Below are 17355 nucleotides of genomic sequence, written 5' to 3' on the forward strand. Positions count from 1 at the left end.
TAAGCCACTCGGCCTAAGCTAGATGCTTCTTAAGAAAAAGCTTGCACAACAGAGCAAACAGGGTCGGGGCTTGATTCTTTCGGGGCGTAGCGCACTTGCATGGGGTGCAATGGGTCGAAGGTTCTAATCCTTCCGTTCCGACCATATTTATCAAGGGCTTACAGCATTATTGCTGTAAGCCCTTGTTCATTGCTGTGGGGATTCTGTGGGGACTCGTTTTTCACCGATCACCCCGTCTTCTCAGAAGCGTAACCGCCGGCGCTTTTTCGGCATTGTGGGCAAGCTTCTCAACTTCGTTCAGCAATTTGGACAAATCAGCGGCTGAATAGTCGGTTGTGATTGACCCATTCGTGGGATCTAGCAGAACTTGCCTGTTTGCCAAATGCATTCGCGCAGCACGCAGCCGTCGCCCAAATGTGTGCTTTAAGTCATGTACTCGCACTGCGCTGAAACCGGCATTGGCTGGACATTGGTACAAATCCTCTCACGGTTGGGCCGCTCGTCACTTGGCAGCCCACCAGAGGCATTCATTTCGCTATGGGTTCACCCTTGTATGGAAAAACACATACGGCTCGTGCCTTGAAAGGGTAGGGGCTACTGCTGCAACCATACCAAAGTGCGTGTACGTCCAGACATCTGGCCTTGCGAGGGGGGGGCATGGTTATGGGGCCGGTTGGTTCAATGCCTGTTATGCTGGATGAGGTGACAGGTTATCCGTGATGATTCCTGTGGCCGAGATTAAACCGAGCGAACGCAAAATAAACGCAAGTTGACCAAACCGGAGAGATTTCCATGGGCACCAAAATTGTTACAGAAGCCGACCGTAAGCGTACTCCCCCTCCTGCCCCCCCCAAGGGCGTGAACCTCAGCACGAAATTCCGGGGGCAACGTGTTAGCCAGGAGCGCGGTGCGCATACCCGCAGCAAGAAAAATCCCGGCAAACGTGCACATTCGGGTTAATTTCTGGAGACAGCTTGGTACCTGGCAAGGCTTCAACGGCGGATGCTGGAAGAATTAAGCATTTCCACACGCAAAAATGCCCGCCTGTTGAAAAATTGAACTGCACCCCAAAAGTTTGATACCCATCCAAGCTTTGGGGTGTTTTATATGGCGATGTACACAGAAGCATTCAAGCTAGAAGTTGCACAGACATATTGATCAACGCAGATAGGGGCGTGATCCTTAGCTGCCCAGTATCGTCTGGACCACCGGACGGTGTGTCGCTGGATGTTATGGTAGTTCCCTTCATTATCAAAGGGGGAAATGGCTGGAGAGAAGGAGTTACATCTTGAGTGATCAGCCAAGCGATAAGGCGTTGTGTGAAGCCTTGTCGGAATTGTTTGTAGATAGGCCGGTTAATTACCAGGCTATTGCGAACGTGGCCAAGTACTTTTCGGTCCACCATGTAGAAAGGGCTTTGTTCGAGTGGGTGGCGCCGGTTTGCTATTCCAACGCGCTTGCCCCCATCCCTTCAATCTGGACCGGGTTTGAACCCGACCAACTCTGGCGCGATATTGTGGCGCATCGCCAGGCTCGTGCCGGTGCCGGTCTGTTCAGACGGGTGCGCTGGCATGCCCAGCAGCGTTTCCTGCGCTATTACTTTGCCAAGGAGTGGCGTGAGCTGTCTCAGTACTTGTCATCGGGTAATCCCCCCCATTTCTAACGATCGTTAAAAATGGGGGCGTGATGCGACAAGCCTTGCAAGAGGCATCCGCGTATCGATGTGAACTGTTGGCGCTTGATGTTGAGGATGCCATGCTGGCTTGCCAGATGTATGCGCTCTGGTCCCGGAGTGTGGCCAGAAGTCTGTCCTTGGCCGATATTCTGATTGCGCGTTGTTTGTCTTTGTTGCCAGCGCAATAGGCCCACTTGACGGGGTTTTTCTGGCTTCTGCAAGCGGCCTTGGTTCTGAAATTTGTCTTACCAAAGCCCATGATGAAATTTAAATTTCATCATGGGCTTTATGCTTTCATTGCCAGGAAACAGAAATTTTTCCCAATAAGGGTTTATCCCTTATTTTTCTCTGTGGGCCTTATTTGAAGCCACTCTTGGTGGACGTGAGATCATGATCTTCTTTCTTTTTTTCTGCTCCCAAGGGTAAATACGGAGCCAAATCATTACATCCATAATTGAAATTAAAATTTTATTAAGTATTATATGAAAAACAAATTTCAATTTTAGGTTGTGTCATGGTCATCAAAGATTCGATCCTGGATATTCTCGATGTCCTGCCCAGCGCGGAGCGGCGGTTGGCCGATGTGGTCCTGTCTCATATGGGGCAGCTGGCGACTTACTCCGCCCAGGAACTGGCCGAGAAAGCAGGTGTATCGGCGGCTACCGCGGTGCGCTTTTTCCGGCGTCTGGGTTTTAACGGCTTTAACGAATTCCGGGTCACGGCCCGCGAGCAAATGGGTGACGGCGCTCCCTTCAAGCGTCTGCACTCCATGTCCAGCAGCGGTATTCAGGCCGATATGACGCCGTTTATCAATGCAGACGTACAGAACATTTCCACCACCTTCCAGAACATTACTGAACAGCATCTGGACAACTTCACCCAAGCCGCCCTGAAAGCACGACGCATCTGGGTGTTTGGTTTCCGCAATGGCCAGATCCTGGCGTGCTACGCCCACTCTTTACTGCAGCAGCTGCGCCCGGATGTGCATCTGGCGGTGGGCACGGTGGCCCATCTGACCGAGCAACTGGCCGATGTGGAAGCAGGGGATCTGGCCCTGGTGATGGATTTTCGTCGCCGCTCGGTGCTCTTGCCTTCCTTGGTGGAGCATCTGCGGGGCGAGTCGGTACAGATGGCTTTTTTGACGGATGGCCTGGAAAGCTCCTTGCTGCGTTCGCAAGACATCGCATTCACGGTGGCAACACGCGGGGAGTACTTGTTTGACTCGCATACCGGCACGCTCAGCCTGATCAATTACTTGGTCAGCCGGGTGGCACTGCAGGCCGAGACGCAGGTTGCCCGTAAGTTGCAGAAGATTGAATCCATCCATCGCAGTTTTCAGGACTTGAAGTCCAATAATTAAACCCATAGAAGTGGAGCAGACATGAACAAACATGCCGTTCGGGAGCAAGGCGCGGTGCAACTGTATCTGAACCCTCGTTGCGTTCAGGATAGCCAGGAATATGACGCCTCCTTGCAATCGATTTTGTCGGTGGCCGCCTACGAGCAGGCTCAGGCCAGCATCGTGCAGTGGCCCGGTTACGCGCCTACTCCTTTGCGTCATTTGCCCGGCCTGGCCGCGCAGATGAAGGTGGGCGGGGTGTATTACAAGGATGAGGCCGGTCGTTTTGGTTTGGGCAGCTTCAAGGCTTTGGGCGGTGCTTATGCCGTCAATCGTTTGCTGTTGCGTCAGTTGCAAGCTCATACCGGCAATGCCAGCCTGACGCTGGATGATCTGAAGAGTCCTGCCTACAAGGACTTTATTGCTGGTTTGACCGTGACCTGCGCGACCGATGGCAATCATGGCCGCTCGGTGGCTTGGGGGGCGAAGAATGCCGGTTGTCAGTGCGTGATCTATATCCATGAGCATGTCAGTACTGGTCGTGAGCAGGCCATTGCCTCTTACGGGGCAAAGGTAGTACGCGTGCCCGGCAATTACGATGATTCGGTGCGCCAAGCTGCTGAAGATGCCAAAGAGCATGGCTATTTTGTGGTGTCCGATACGTCCTACCCGGGCTATATGGATGTGCCCAAGGATGTGATGCAGGGCTACACCGTGATGGTGCAGGAAGCGCTGGATCAGATTGCTTCGGGCAAGCCGGTGACTCACGTCTTTATTCAGGGTGGTGTGGGTGGTTTGGCGGCGGCCGTATGCGCCCATATGTGGGAGCGTCTGGGTGCGCAGCGCCCTCGCTTGATTGTGGTGGAACCCAACAAGGCCGATTGCCTGTTCCAAAGTGCTGTTCAAGGTAAGCCCGTCACGGTCACCGGCGATTTGAATACGGTGATGGCCGGTCTGGCTTGCGGCGAAATTTCCTTGCTGGCCTGGGAAATTCTGGATCCCGGCACCTATGCCTATATGACGCTGGAAGACGATGCCGCCTTGCAAACCATGCGCCGTCTGGCCCGTGCCGATAAAGGTGATGCGCCGATTGTGGCGGGTGAGTCTGCCGTGGCCGGTGTGGCGGCTTGCATGGCTGCGTGCGAGCAAGCGGACTGGCGTCAGGCATTGGGTATTGATGAAAACAGCCAAATCCTATTTTTTGCCAGCGAAGGTGATACCGATGCAGAGCTGTATCAGCGCATTGTCGGTATGAGCGCCAAAGAAGTGCTGGCTCAGGAGCCAGTATGAACAGCGCAGCCAGCACTTGTTTAGCCATTAATGGCGAACGCCTGCTGCAGCGTATTGCGCAGTTGGCGCAGATTGGTGCAATCGACGGGGGCGGCGTCTGCCGCCTTGCCCTGACGGATGAGGACAAGGCGGGCCGCGATCAGGTGGTCAGCTGGATGCGTGATCTGGGCATGCGTGTGGAGATCGATCAGATCGGTAACATTATCGGGACACGCGCTGGCCGTCTGGATGTGGCGCCGGTCATGACGGGTTCGCACATTGATACCGTGCGTACTGGCGGACGCTACGACGGCAATCTGGGTGTGCTGGCTGGACTGGAAGTGGTGGCCAGCTTGAATGATGCCGATGTGCAACTGGATCGTCCCTTGCAAGTGGTGGCCTTTACCAATGAGGAAGGAGCGCGCTTTGCTCCGGACATGATGGGCAGTCTGGTGTTTCAAGGTGGCTTGTCCTTGCAGGAAGCACTGGACACCGTGGGCATTGATGGCAGCACCGTGCGCGAGAATCTGGAGCGTATTGGCTACGCCGGTTCCGTGCCTTGCGGCCAACCTGATGTGCATGCCTATATGGAACTGCATATTGAGCAGGGCCCGGTTCTGGAGCATGAAAGCATTGATATTGGTGCCGTGACTGGCGTGCAAGGGATTTGCTGGCTGGAGTTTGAGGTGCATGGTGTCTCCAACCATGCGGGCACCACGCCCATGCACCTGCGTCATGATGCCGGTGTCGTGGCGCAGCAAATTGGTAGTTTTGTACGCCAGTTGACTGAGCGTTACGGCCCGCCGCAACTGGGCACAGTAGGGCGCTGCGAGCTGTTTCCGAATCTGGTCAATGTGATCCCCAGCAAAGCCGTATTTACCGTGGATTTGCGCAATGTGGACAAGGCCAGCCTGGATCAGGCCGAACAGGAAGTGCTGGATTTCGCCCGGCAGGCGGCCGAGCGTGAGGGTGTGCAGATCAAGCATCGCCATTTGGCCCGCTTTGATCCTGTGCAGTTTGATGAACGCTTGATCAGCAAGGTCGAGCAACACGCCAAGGATCTGGGCTGCTCGGTCAAGCGCATGCCCAGCGGTGCCGGGCACGATGCGCAGATGCTGGCGCGCTCTTGCCCCACAGGCATGATTTTTGTACCGAGTGTACGTGGTTTGAGCCACAACCCGGCAGAGTTTACCCACGATAAAGACCTGATAGCGGGATGTTCGATTCTGCTATCGACCTTGGTGGAGCTGGCCCGTGAATAAGCAGTAAATCCCTGATGACGGGACCGCCGCCACAAGAGCAAAGGCGGACCGCTTTTAACTACCTGGAGAGACAAAACATGAGCAACCTGCTTAAGGACCGCTTGCGTCCTGCCAAATCGTTAGCCGCCGTCTGGGCTACCCTTGCCATTACCGCTATTGCCCCCGTGGCGGTCAGTGCTCAAACCACGCTGACCGCCGTAATGGAAGCGCCCTTGCGTTCCCTGGACCCAGTCATTACCACCTCCTACATTGTGCGTAACTACGGCTATATGGTGTACGACACCTTGCTGGCAGAAGATGCGCAGGGGCAGGTCAAACCCCAGATGCTGGAAGGCTGGAAAGTGTCCGAGGACGGCCAGACCTACACCATGACCTTGCGTGACAACCTGCGCTGGCATGATGGCTCGCCCGTCACGGCTGAAGATGCGGTCGAGTCCATCAAGCGCTGGATTCAGTTGGACAAGATGGGCCAGATCATGACGGAGTTCCTGACCAAGATGGAGGTCGTGGATGATCGCTCTTTTGTGATGCAGTTCTCCTTCCCGACCGACATCGCGTTGCGCGCCATGGGCAAACCCAGTTCCTTGCCCTTGTTTGTCATGCCCAAGGATGTGGCACGCACGCCGGTCAGTCAGGCGATTACTTCTACGGTGGGTTCGGGACCATTCCGATTTGTGGAGAAGGAATATCGCCCAGGTGTGCAGGCTGTGTTCGAGAAAAACCCGGACTACGTGCCCCGCAATGAGCCTGCCAGCGGGTTGGCCGGTGGCAAACAGGTCAAGGTAGATCGTGTGCGTTGGGTGGCCATGCCCGATGCCATGACCGGGGTGAACGCGCTGCGCAGTGGCGAGATTGATGTGATCGATCAGGTTCAGCTGGACCTCTTGCCCCTGCTGCAAAACGAGTCGGACATTGTGCTGAATGCTTCCACGGCTCGGGGCGCGCAGACCGAGATGCGTTTTAACTTCCTGCAGCCGCCATTCAATAACAAGCAAGTACGTCAGGCCGCCATGATGGCGCTGAACCAGAAGCCCTTGATGCAGGCACAAGTGGGCAACCCGGAATACTTTGAAACGTGTGGGGCGGTGTTTGGCTGCCACAGCGTATTCCCGTCACAAGCCGGTTCTGAAGCCTACTTCAAGGGTGATGCCGCCGGTGCGAAAAAGCTGCTGGAGCAGGCCGGCTACAAGGGCGAGCCCGTGGTCTTGCTGCATCCCACCGACTTCCTGACTTCGCCCGTGGTGCCTGTGATTGCCCAGCAACTGCGCAATGCCGGGTTCACCGTCAACGTGGAAGCCATGGACTGGCAAACCGTGCAGACTCGCCGCACGTCCAAGCGTCCCGTGCAAGAGGGCGGCTGGAGCATCATCACCACCTATTCGGGTCTGGTGGACGTGAGCAACCCGCTGAGCTTCATGGCGGTGGCCTCCAACGGCGACAAGGCCTGGTTTGGCTGGCCGGATGTTCCTGCCATTGAAAAGACACGCATGGAATTTGCCCGCGCCAGTGGCGAGTCCGAGCTGGTGCGTTTGGCCACGGACTTGCAAAAACACATCATGGATGAAGGTGTGATCGTCCCTCTGGGTGAGTTCAAGATGGTCAGCGCCGTGCGCAAGAACCTGAATGGCTTTCTGCAAACGCCGGTTCCGGTCTTCTGGAATGTGGAGAAGCGATGATTGGGCTTATTTTCAAGCGCGTACTGGCCACCATCCCGGTATTGCTGATTGTGGCGCTGGTGATCTTTGTGGTCCTGCGCATGACACATGGCGATGCCGCTGTACTGGTGGCGGGTGATAACGCGACGGATGCACAGATCGCGGAAATCCGTCATCAGATGGGGCTGGACCAGCCAGTGCCGGTGCAGTTTGTGCAATGGCTGGGCAGCATGGTGCAAGGGGACTTTGGCACGTCCCTGATCTCCAGCCGCCCGGTCAAGGATCTGGTGCTGGATCGTCTGGGGCCTACGGTTTCGCTGACCTTGTTGACCCTGGCCTACACCCTGGCCATTTCCATTCCATTGGGGGTGTGCTCGGCCTGGTATCGGGGCAAGTCGCTGGATCGCTTTGTGATGGCAGGGTCGGTGGCGGGCTTTTCCGTGCCGGTATTCATCGTGGCTTATTTGTTGATTCTGCTGTTCTCGCTGGAGCTGCGCTGGTTGCCGGTACAGGGCTACAAGCCCCTGAGTGAAGGTCTTTGGGAGCACTTGCGGCATTTGATTCTGCCTGCGGTATCCCTGGGTACGGTGTACATCGCCCTGATTACCCGCATTGTGCGCACCAGTGTGATCGATACCTTGAACGAGGACTACATCCGTACCGCCCGTGCCAAGGGCCTTAACGAGCGTCGTGTTCTGACACGTCACGCCCTGGGCAATGCGGCGGTTCCCATCCTGACGATCATCGGCATCAGCATCACCATGCTGATCGGCGGGGTGGTGGTAACGGAATCGGTCTTCAACATTCCAGGGCTGGGACGTTTGGTGCTGGATGCGGTGCTGTCGCGCGACTTTACGGTGATTCAGAGCCTGATCGTGCTGTTTTCGCTGGTGTATGTAGGGGTGAATCTGCTGATTGATATCTCCTACATGCTGGTCGATCCCCGTATCGATTATTGAGCCCTCGCTTTTTACAGGTAGAACAATATGCAAAAGCTCAACAAATTGAAGAAAGTGGTCGCCAGCAATTCGGCCCGTGCCGCCTTGCTGTTCCTGATCCTGATGGCCGCCATGGCGATCTTTGCCCCGTTTCTGGGTACGCAAGATCCTACCCAACTGGACCCTAGCGTGCGTCTGCAACCGCCTTCCGAGCAGTTCTGGCTGGGGACGGATGCACTGGGTCGGGATTTGTATTCCCGCGTGGTGTATGGGGCGCAAGTGTCCTTCATGGTGGGGTTCGGTGTCCTGGCCATCAGCGTGTTCTTTGGCGTGATTCTGGGTTCGCTGGCGGGTTACTTCCGCCGTCTGGATGCCGTCATCATGCGAGTGATGGATGGTGTCATGGCCATCCCTGGCATCTTGCTGGCCATTGCGCTGGTGTCGGTGTCCGGAGCCAGCCTGACCACGGTACTGATCGCCATTGCCATCCCGGAGATCCCACGCATGACACGGTTGGTGCGGGGCGTGATCCTTAGCGTGCGTTCCGAGCCCTATGTGGAAGCGGCCATGACGGTAGGGACCTCGGCCTACGTGATCTTGTCGCGCCATATGTTCCCCAATACTTTCGCACCCTTGATTGTGCAGGGCACTTATGTGTTTGCCTCGGCGGTGTTGTTGGAAGCGATCTTGAGTTTCCTGGGGGCTGGCATCCCTCCCGAGATGGCCTCCTGGGGCAACATCATTGCCGAAGGTCGCCTGTACTTTCAGCTGATTCCCGGCATCGTGCTGTACCCCGGCATTGTGCTGTCCATCACCATTCTCAGTATCAACGTCCTGGGCGACGCCTTGCGCGATGCTCTGGATCCCAAGCTGGTCACACGGCTGTAAATGACGAGGGCAGGAGACATAACAATGAATACCTCTACGACCAAGCCCCACTGTGTTTTGTCGGTGAAGGACTTGTGCATCGAAACTAAAGCGACTAATCCCCGCCAGTTGGTGAACAAGCTCAGCTTTGATGTGTATGCAGGCGAGACCCTGTGCATTGTGGGCGAGTCCGGCTCGGGCAAATCCTTGAGTTCCTTTGCCATCATGGGCTTGTTGCCGCCCGATACCTTGCGTGTCAGCCAAGGCAGTATCGAGCTGATGGGCGAGAACCTGCTGACCATGAACAAGGAGCATTTGCTGTCCTTGCGGGCTTCGGCCATGTCCATGGTGTTTCAGGAGCCCATGACAGCCCTGAATCCGGTGCAGCGGGTGGGTGAACAGATCGACGAAGTGATCCGTATCCACGAGAAGAACAGCTCCCGACAGGAGCGTCGCCAACGTGTGATCAATATGCTGGAGCGTGTGCGTTTGCCGGAGCCGGAAAAACTCTTCATGGCCTATCCGCATGAGCTGTCCGGCGGTCAGCGCCAGCGCATCATGATTGCCATGGCCTTGATCTTGCAGCCACGTTTGTTGATTGCGGATGAGCCTACCACGGCGTTGGACGTGACCACGCAAAAGCAGATTCTAAGCCTGATCAAGGAACTGCAAAGCGAATGCGGCACCTCGGTCATTTTCGTGACGCACGACTTTGGTGTGGTGGCCGATATTGCTGACCGGATTCTGGTGATGAAGCGTGGCGATAGTGTGGAGATGGGGACGTGTCAGCAGATTCTGTCCAATCCCAAAGAAGCCTATACCCGCTCCCTGATTGCGTCCGTTCCCAATGTGCATCCGCCTGCAAAAGAGGAAGTGCAAAACGAGATCGTGTTGAGCGCCCGTGGTTTGGGCAAGGTCTATGGCTCGGATTGCTGGTTCTCCAAAGGTCGCAAGATGCATGCGCTTAGCGATATCAATCTGGATATACGCCGTGATGAAGTGCTGGGTGTCGTGGGGGAGTCCGGCTCGGGCAAGTCCACCTTGGCGCGCTGCATTATTGGCCTGGTTGAGGCAAGTTCAGGGCAGATCACGCTGAACGGTGAAACTTTACCCGCCGCCTGCAAGGATCGCAGCCTGGCGCAGCGGCGCAAAGTGCAAATCGTGTTTCAGGATCCGTATCGCTCGCTGAATCCCCGCGTAACGATTGGCCAATCTTTGACAGAGGGCATGCACAACATCGGCGTCGATCCCAAAGTCGCTATCGAGCGCGTGACCGAGGTCTTGTCCATTGTGGGGCTGGATGCGGATGTGCTGGAGCGCTATCCGCATCAATTTTCGGGTGGTCAGCGGCAACGGCTTTGTCTGGCCCGCGCCATTGTGATGGAGCCGGATGTCCTGATTGCGGACGAATCCGTGTCCGCGCTGGATGTGCTGGTGCAAGAGCAAGTGCTCAAGTTGCTGGTCGATATCAAGCGCAAAACTGGTGTGGCCATCCTGTTTATTACGCACGATTTAAGGGTGGCGGCCCAGATTTCCGATCGCATTGTGGTGATGCAAAAAGGCCGGATTGTGGAGGCCGGGGACCCAGGCCGTGTCATTAGCCAGCCTAGTCAGGCTTACACCCGTGAACTGGTGGAATCCGCACCCGGTGTGCATTGGGATTTTCAGAATTTTTGTGCTTATGCCTGATTGATGCGCGTGTCAGCGCAACTGGGGGCTGAGCCTTGTGCGCAGCCCGGCGCGCAGTCTGTTTTCGATTTCTGGCCCTTGATTGAGAGGGGCCGGGCGTTCCGAATCCCGCCCAGGGCGGATCTTAATTGTTGATGGAGTTCATATTTCATGTCCAGGTTCGTCAATGTAGCTGCGGCCCAATTGGGTCCCATCGCACGCAATGAAACAAAAAAACAGGTGGTGGACCGCTTGCTGGCCCATTTGCATCAAGCCAAGAAAATGGATGTTGATGTGGTGGTGTTTCCCGAGCTGGCACTGACCACGTTTTTCCCGCGCTGGTTCAGCGAGGATATTTCCGATTTTGATTGTTTTTACGAAACCCAGATGCCGGGGCCGGACACCCAGCCCTTGTTTGATGCCGCTGCCAAATTGCAGATAGGTTTCTACCTGGGCTATGCCGAGCTGGTCATTGAAAACGGCGTAAAGCGTCGCTTTAACGTATCCATTCTGGTCGATAAAACCGGCACGATTGTGGGCAAGTATCGCAAGGTGCATTTGCCCGGTCACGGCCAGGACGAGCCCTGGCGTGCTTTCCAGCATCTGGAGAAATATTACTTTGAACCCGGCCACGAGTTCGGTGTGTGGTCGGCCTTTGGGGGCGTGATGGGCATGGCTTTGTGCAACGACCGCCGCTGGTCAGAAACCTACCGCGTCATGGGTTTGAAGGGCGTGGAAATGGTCATGCTGGGCTACAACACGCCGGTTCACAACCCGCCCGCCCCGGAGCACGACGATCTGTCCATGTTCCACAACCATCTGGTGATGCAGGCCGGGGCCTATCAGAACGGCACCTGGGTGGTGGGCGTGGCCAAGGCGGGTAGCGAAGAGGGCATCGAGATGATTGGCGGCAGCGCCATCATTGCGCCGTCTGGGGAGATTGTTGCGGCTTGCTCGACCAAGGGTGACGAGCTGGCCATTGCCCGCTGCGATCTGGATCTGTGCCATTCCTACAAAAGCACGACCTTCAACTTTGAGCGTCATCGTCGACCAGAGGCTTATGGTTTGATCAGCTCGCAACGTGGAGCGGTAGTGCCATGGGCGTGAGCGAACGCAAGCAAATGGATCTGGCCTGGGACGCGGTCAGCCTGACACAGGCTTTTGTGCGCATCCCCAGCCTGTCCGGACAAGAGCAGGCCATGGCGGACTTTGTGCAGCAAGTCATGCGGGACTTGGGCTTTGATCAAATCAGTGTTGATGAAAAAGGTTCGGTGCTGGGTTTTGTCGGCCCGGCCCAGGCTCCGCTGGCGCTGTTGTTCGATGCCCATATGGATGTGGTGCCGATCGCCGGAACCTGGACGGTGGAGCCTTTTGGAGCCGAAATCAAGGACGGCCGCATGTATGGGCGCGGCACCAGTGACATGAAGGCAGGCTTGGCCGCTGCTCTGTGTGGCGCGGCGGCAGCGGCTCGTAACGGCGCCTTGAAACAGCGTATTGCCGTGTCTGCCAGCGTGATGGAGGAGGTGATCGAAGGCTATGCCTTGTCTCACGCTCTGGAACAATGCACGCCAGCCGCCGTGGTGATTTGTGAGCCATCACGTTTGCGCATCATGGTGGGTCAGAAAGGGCGGCAGGAGATCCTGTTGCGTCTGCAAGGCCGTCCTGCCCATGCAGCCTTGCCGCACCTGGGAGTTAATCCGGTTCAGGCCGCAGCCAGGGCGATTTCGGCCCTACAGACGCTGGAACTGCCGCAGGATGCGCAGGTGGGGCAGGCTTTGCTGGTGCCGACCGACATTATTTCTGACCCGCATCCGTCCATTTCGCTGATTCCTTCTTCCGTTACCGTCCGTTTTGATCGTCGCACCCTGGTGGGAGAAAGCAGTGAATCGGTGCTCAAGCAAATGGAGCAATGCTTGCAAGCCGCAGGGGTGGAGGGCTTTTCGCTGGAACTGGTGGACAGTCAGGTACAAACCTATACAGGTCAGCAGGCCAGTCCGGGGCGGGACTTGCCCGCCTGGCGATTGGATGAGTCGGCTCCTTTGGCGCAAGCCATGGTGCAAGCCGTCCAGCAAGCTGGGCGTGTGGTGGAAATGGATACCTGGTGGTTTTGCACCAATGGCTCCGAGTCTGCGGGGCGGCGTGGCATTCCGACCATCGGTCTGGGACCGGGCGAGGAAGCACAGGCGCATACGGCGGATGAGTCGGTGGCTATCGATGATGTTCTGGGGGCCAAGGACATTTACGAACAGCTTTGCCTTCAACTGGCGGGACAAGCGTAATAGCAATCGGAGACAAGTGATGCGTATTGCAGTAGCGGGTTTTCAGCATGAGACCAATACCTTTGGCCCGGCCATGGCAACGATGGCGGACTTTGAGCATGGGGGCGGCTGGCCGGGAATGTGCCGGGCAGAGGCGATTGAACCTGCCTTGCGTGGTGCCAACATCCCGGCAGCCGGGTTTATGGCTGCCGCCTCACAAGCCGGGGTCGAGTGCGTCCCGCTATTGTGGGCCGCGGCCAGTCCTTCCGCTCCCGTCGAAGCCATGACGTATGAGGCGATCGTGGCGGAGATTCTGTACCGCCTGGAGCAAGTTCTGCCCGTGGATGCGGTGTATCTGGACTTGCACGGCGCCATGGTGGCCGAGCATCGGGACGATGGGGAAGGGCATTTGCTGGTTCTGGTGCGCGAGATGGTGGGGCCGGACGTGCCGGTGGTCGCCAGTCTGGACTTGCACGCCAATGTCAGCGACACCATGCTGGCGCAGGCCGATATGCTGGTGGCGTACAAAACTTACCCGCATGTGGATATGGCGCAAACGGGTGAGCGTACTTTTCAGGCGCTGATGCGATGTCTGCAAAGCGGTCGTCGCCCGGAATTGGCCTGGCATCGACTGCCCTTCCTGATCCCGGCGATCTGGCAAAGCACCGAGATGGAACCGGCTGCCAGCCTGTACCGTCACTTGTCATCGCTGGAAGAAATAGAAGGCGAGGGGAGCGTGTCCTTCGCCATGGGCTTTCCTGCTGCTGACGTGCCCGAATGCGGAGCGGTTTTGTGGGCCTATGCGCAGACGCAGGAAGAAGCCGATAGCCGTTTGGCAGGCTTTCTGGACGAGGTGCTTGATAAAGCCCAAGGCTTTCAAGGCAAGCTGTACGAACCGGACGAAGCTGTGCAATGGGCGCTGAGTCATCCCGGCAAAGGCCCGGTGATTATTGCCGATGCACACGATAACCCCGGCGGCGGTGCTAGCTCCGATACTTGTGGGCTCTTGCGTGCCTTGCTGAAAGCCAAGGTATCCGATGCGGCTTTAGGCTTGATCGTGGATCCGGAAAGCGCTGCTCTGGTCCACCAGGCAGGGGCTGGTAAAAGCATCGAGCTGTCCCTGGGGGGTAAATCCGGTGTTCCCGGTGATACGCCCTTGCATGCACGCTTCTATATCGAGTCCGTATCTGATGGTCAGTTCTCCGCCACCGGTCCGTATTACGCAGGCTGTGCCATGAACCTGGGGCCTAGTGCCTGTTTGCGCATAGAGGGTGTGCGTATCGTTCTGGCCTCCTACAAGTCGCAAATGGCAGATCAAAGCATGTTCCGTTTTGTGGGGATAGAGCCGGAGCAAATGAAGATACTGGTCTTGAAAAGCGCTGTACATTTCAGGGCGGACTTTGGCTGTATCAGTGACCGTATCATTGTCGGAGCCGCCCCGGGAGGCGTTTCCATGCGCACCACAGACTTGCCATGGGAACGCTTGCCGGCAGAGCGCCTGCTGTATCCCGGTGGCCCCAGCCTGTCTCAATGGCGAATCATGCAATCAGAAGGGCGGGCCTGTTCACAATAGCTTTGCATTTTTTACCTAAGTAGGTATACTCCTGCCTTCACGGTTTTGATGCGGATTAGCTCGGTAAAATGAGCTTTGAAAATCAGACCGCCTGTTCAGACAAGTGTGGATTTCAATCGACACCGGGATTAACTATCAATAATCTCGAATCGAAAGAAAAAATCTAAAAAACACTTGCAAGAAAGGAAGAACAGGGTTATAGTTTAATTCTTTCGGGGCGTAGCGCAGCCTGGTAGCGCACTTGCATGGGGTGCAAGGGGTCGAAGGTTCAAATCCTTCCGTTCCGACCATATTTATCAAGGGCTTACAGCTTAATTGTTGTAAGCCCTTGTTCGTTGCTGTGGGGATTTTGTGGGGATTCATTTTTCACCGATCACCCCGTCTTCTCAGTAGCGTGATCACCGGCGCCTCTTCGGCATTGTGGGCAAGCTTCTCAACTTCGGCCAGCAGCTTGGACAAATCAGCGGCTGAATAATGGGTTGTGATTGATCCATTCGTATGGCCCAGCAAAACCTGCCTATCTTCCAAATGCGTTCCCGCAGCACGCAACCGTCTGCCGAATGTGTGTTTCAGATCATGCACTCGTACAGTGCTGAAACCGACATTCGCAGGGCGTTTATATAAATCCTCCCATTTTTGAGCTGCACGCCGTCTGGCTGCGCGCCATCCCGAGGCATTCATGCGTGCCATCGGGCCACCCTTGTACGGAAAGACCCATACGGGATCCTGCCTACGTTGGCTTGAAATAATGGAACGGGCGACACTATTCAAAACGACCAGCCTGTCCTCGCCATTCTTGACGCCCGACGTCTCAAATCGACCCCCAAAATCAGCCGGTATAAGGAATACGCTTATGCCAAGCTCCGGCACAGGTATTTCCCAGTCCCACTGCAACTTGCAAACCTCTTGCTCCCGGCATCCGGTATTCACTTTAAAGAGCGCCATCGCTCTAAGGTGTGGCGCCAGCTCCGAGAAAAGCAGATCCTGCTCTCTCCAGTCGAGTGGGTAGGGTGTACGCGCCGTTTTCTTCTCGTCCAACATTTCAATTAGCGGTACGCTGTCAAGCCAAGGGCGGTTTTGCTCGTCTCGCCATTTCCTGGCGCACAAGTTCAAGACACGAACAGCGCGTTGGAGAGCGATATTGATCGTTCTGTTGCTGGCCGTTTCACGACGATCCTCAATGTATGCCTCAAAGCTTGAGTGCTTGATTTCATTGATGGGCATGTCACCAATGTACTTGTCGAGTTGCCCAAGGTAGGTGGCTGTGTGCCAAGCAGACGGCTGATCAGCGTACTCATTCAAGTACCGTGTGGCAGCCTGCCTGAAGGTTGGATAGCTCCGGGCCCCGTACACCACCTGCTTGCGAATTTCCTCAAGTTTATAGATTAGGAACGTCTGGGCTTCTGCGTGGTCGCTCGTGCCTGTGCTGCAGCGAAGGCGTCCATATCCCGCGATCTGCTTGTCAACGTGCCATACGCCACCACGCTTGAAGAGCCCTGGGATGCTTTTCTTTGCCATGTCTTTTGTGTTTCTTCCAATGAGTTTGTGCTGTTTTTGCCCTTGGATTGCTTGTATTGGTCTGCCCAACGATCAAGCTCAAGGCGGTCGAATGCTATACCACGAGCGCCGATAGGTATCTCAGTGATGAAAGGGCGAACGTCGCGGTCGAATACGGCGCGGCACATGCCAAGATATGCGTGTGCCTTGCCAGCGCGCAGAAAACGGGCTGTCTGCATCTTTTGGCCTCTTTGGGATTGGGTGTTAAAAACCCGGCTCTAAGCCGGGCAGGTTCCATTCTTTAGCTGTCACAGCGAGTAGGGCCGTGATTGATTCGTTCACTGGTCTGGCTCCTTACCTATTTCGGCAACTGCCTTGACGATGGCGAAGCGGGTGGACGCAACGTAATCCTCCGAAGACAGCATCCCCATCGTCACGATGCATGTTCCCCACTCGTCGAACACTTCAATTTCGTGGTCGGCGACCTTAATTGTCAGTCTGAGTTTGACCGCCAGGCGCAGGGCCTCACCATCATCAGCAAGTGGATTCCAGCGGATAGGCTGTGCGAGTGGACCGTATGTAGGCTGTCCAGGGTTATGCCATTCCTTGCTGAATCGCAGTTCGATCCCCACAGCTTTGGCGGCGAACATCAGCATTTCTTGTTCGGTCATGCCTGCTCCTTACGGGCTGCGTCGATAATGGTCTTAACGTGCTTACGCATGGCATCCCGGCCCTGTTCGGGCATAGGCTCCCACGGGTAATCCATGCATTCAGCTAAGGCTTTGGCAGCAGCTTCAATTCCAGCATCCGCCTTGCCAGCGTCCTGCTGGGCGGGGGTGATGTTTACCCGGCCTTGCCGGTGAAAATCGCGTAGCACATGCTGGATCAGCGCATGGACTGCCATTGGAGAGCCGAACTCGACATAGCCTTGTGCGTTTTCACGGCCTCCAACGTGGGCAATGCGCTGGCCCAGGGTCATGCCTTGCGTCTGAGTGGCCGGCAACTCTCCGGAATTTCCGGATGGTTGGGGCTGGGCTATGCTGGCGGCCAGCGCATCGCCCATTGCGCCGTAGTCCGTCGTATCCCAAATTGCGCCAATGCCTCCGCACTCCGAGCAGCCATTTCCGAGCGCGCAGCCGAACACTTTGCTTCGCGGGCCGGTGTCGTGGCCTTCGTTCAGTTCGTGACACCCTGAGCATGAGCGCCACATGCCGCCGCCCTCTGCCGCTGTTTCTGAGACACCCTGCAACTCGATGGGCAACCCATCAGCACCGCTTACAGGTTGCTGCGCCCGCAAGGTGTCAATCTCCTTTCGCAGCGCTTCAATCTCTGCATCCCTTGCTGGGATACCTGC

Annotated in this window: 14 protein-coding genes, 1 tRNA gene and 1 pseudogene; 13 read left to right on the top strand and 3 right to left on the bottom strand. The window is 56.3% G+C overall.

Annotation, left to right across the window (positions count from 1 at the left end; translation table 11 throughout):
- The first annotated feature begins 792 nt into the window (after positions 1-792).
- The 13 genes from WFM49_RS06990 (at position 793) to WFM49_RS07050 (ending at position 14794) form a co-directional block, all read left to right on the top strand.
- Entirely contained in the window at positions 793-960 is a 168-nt protein-coding gene (locus WFM49_RS06990; protein ID WP_254499300.1) for a hypothetical protein, read from the top strand.
- A gap of 328 nt (positions 961-1288) precedes the next feature.
- Entirely contained in the window at positions 1289-1663 is a 375-nt protein-coding gene (locus tag WFM49_RS06995; protein WP_254499298.1) for a DUF7079 family protein, read from the top strand.
- Between the two features lie 526 nt (positions 1664-2189).
- Positions 2190-3035 carry a MurR/RpiR family transcriptional regulator gene (locus WFM49_RS07000; protein WP_009454338.1) on the top strand — a complete coding sequence of 282 codons (846 nt, stop codon included), beginning with the start codon at positions 2190-2192 and terminating at the stop codon, positions 3033-3035.
- Positions 3036-3056: 21 nt separating this feature from the next.
- Positions 3057-4304 (top strand): diaminopropionate ammonia-lyase, encoded by a 1248-nt coding sequence (locus tag WFM49_RS07005; protein WP_021446636.1) that lies wholly within the window; start codon positions 3057-3059, stop codon positions 4302-4304.
- On the top strand, positions 4301-5545 hold the full coding sequence (locus WFM49_RS07010) for a Zn-dependent hydrolase (RefSeq protein ID WP_021446635.1): 1245 nt from the start codon (positions 4301-4303) through the stop codon (positions 5543-5545). The genes WFM49_RS07005 and WFM49_RS07010 overlap by 4 nt, the downstream gene beginning before the upstream one ends.
- A 77-nt stretch (positions 5546-5622) precedes the next feature.
- The gene (locus tag WFM49_RS07015) at positions 5623-7221 is read left to right on the top strand and encodes an ABC transporter substrate-binding protein (protein WP_336972478.1); all 1599 of its coding nucleotides are present in this window, start codon (positions 5623-5625) and stop codon (positions 7219-7221) included.
- Positions 7218-8159, top strand: a complete 942-nt coding sequence (locus WFM49_RS07020) for an ABC transporter permease (RefSeq protein ID WP_009454334.1) — start codon at positions 7218-7220, stop codon at positions 8157-8159. The genes WFM49_RS07015 and WFM49_RS07020 overlap by 4 nt, the downstream gene beginning before the upstream one ends.
- A 27-nt stretch (positions 8160-8186) precedes the next feature.
- The gene (locus WFM49_RS07025; protein WP_009454332.1) at positions 8187-9026 is read left to right on the top strand and encodes an ABC transporter permease; all 840 of its coding nucleotides are present in this window, start codon (positions 8187-8189) and stop codon (positions 9024-9026) included.
- Between the two features lie 24 nt (positions 9027-9050).
- The gene (locus tag WFM49_RS07030) at positions 9051-10694 is read left to right on the top strand and encodes a dipeptide ABC transporter ATP-binding protein (RefSeq protein ID WP_009454330.1); all 1644 of its coding nucleotides are present in this window, start codon (positions 9051-9053) and stop codon (positions 10692-10694) included.
- 150 nt (positions 10695-10844) lie between these two features.
- The gene (locus WFM49_RS07035) at positions 10845-11780 is read left to right on the top strand and encodes an N-carbamoyl-D-amino-acid hydrolase (protein ID WP_009454329.1); all 936 of its coding nucleotides are present in this window, start codon (positions 10845-10847) and stop codon (positions 11778-11780) included.
- Positions 11771-12952, top strand: coding sequence for a YgeY family selenium metabolism-linked hydrolase (locus tag WFM49_RS07040; RefSeq protein WP_336972483.1), 1182 nt, complete (start codon positions 11771-11773; stop codon positions 12950-12952). Before WFM49_RS07035 ends, WFM49_RS07040 begins: the two co-directional genes overlap by 10 nt.
- Before the next feature lie 19 nt (positions 12953-12971).
- A complete protein-coding gene (locus WFM49_RS07045) occupies positions 12972-14504 on the top strand; it encodes a M81 family metallopeptidase (protein WP_336972484.1) in 1533 nt (510 codons plus the stop codon).
- 213 nt (positions 14505-14717) lie between these two features.
- Positions 14718-14794 (top strand) — tRNA-Pro (locus tag WFM49_RS07050).
- A gap of 76 nt (positions 14795-14870) precedes the next feature.
- Here WFM49_RS07050 and WFM49_RS07055 read toward each other — a convergent pair.
- The 3 genes and pseudogenes from WFM49_RS07055 to WFM49_RS07065 all read right to left on the bottom strand — a co-directional run.
- A complete protein-coding gene (locus WFM49_RS07055; protein WP_336972486.1) occupies positions 14871-16022 on the bottom strand; it encodes a tyrosine-type recombinase/integrase in 1152 nt (383 codons plus the stop codon).
- A gap of 317 nt (positions 16023-16339) precedes the next feature.
- The gene (locus WFM49_RS07060) at positions 16340-16672 is read right to left on the bottom strand and encodes a hypothetical protein (RefSeq protein WP_336972488.1); all 333 of its coding nucleotides are present in this window, start codon (positions 16670-16672) and stop codon (positions 16340-16342) included.
- Positions 16669-17355, bottom strand: a pseudogene (locus tag WFM49_RS07065) (hypothetical protein); the annotation flags it as partial. The pseudogene WFM49_RS07065 and the gene WFM49_RS07060, both read right to left, overlap by 4 nt.

The organism is Alcaligenes sp. PF14 (assembly GCF_037150615.1).
Classification (GTDB): Bacteria; Pseudomonadota; Gammaproteobacteria; order Burkholderiales; family Burkholderiaceae_B; genus Alcaligenes; species Alcaligenes phenolicus.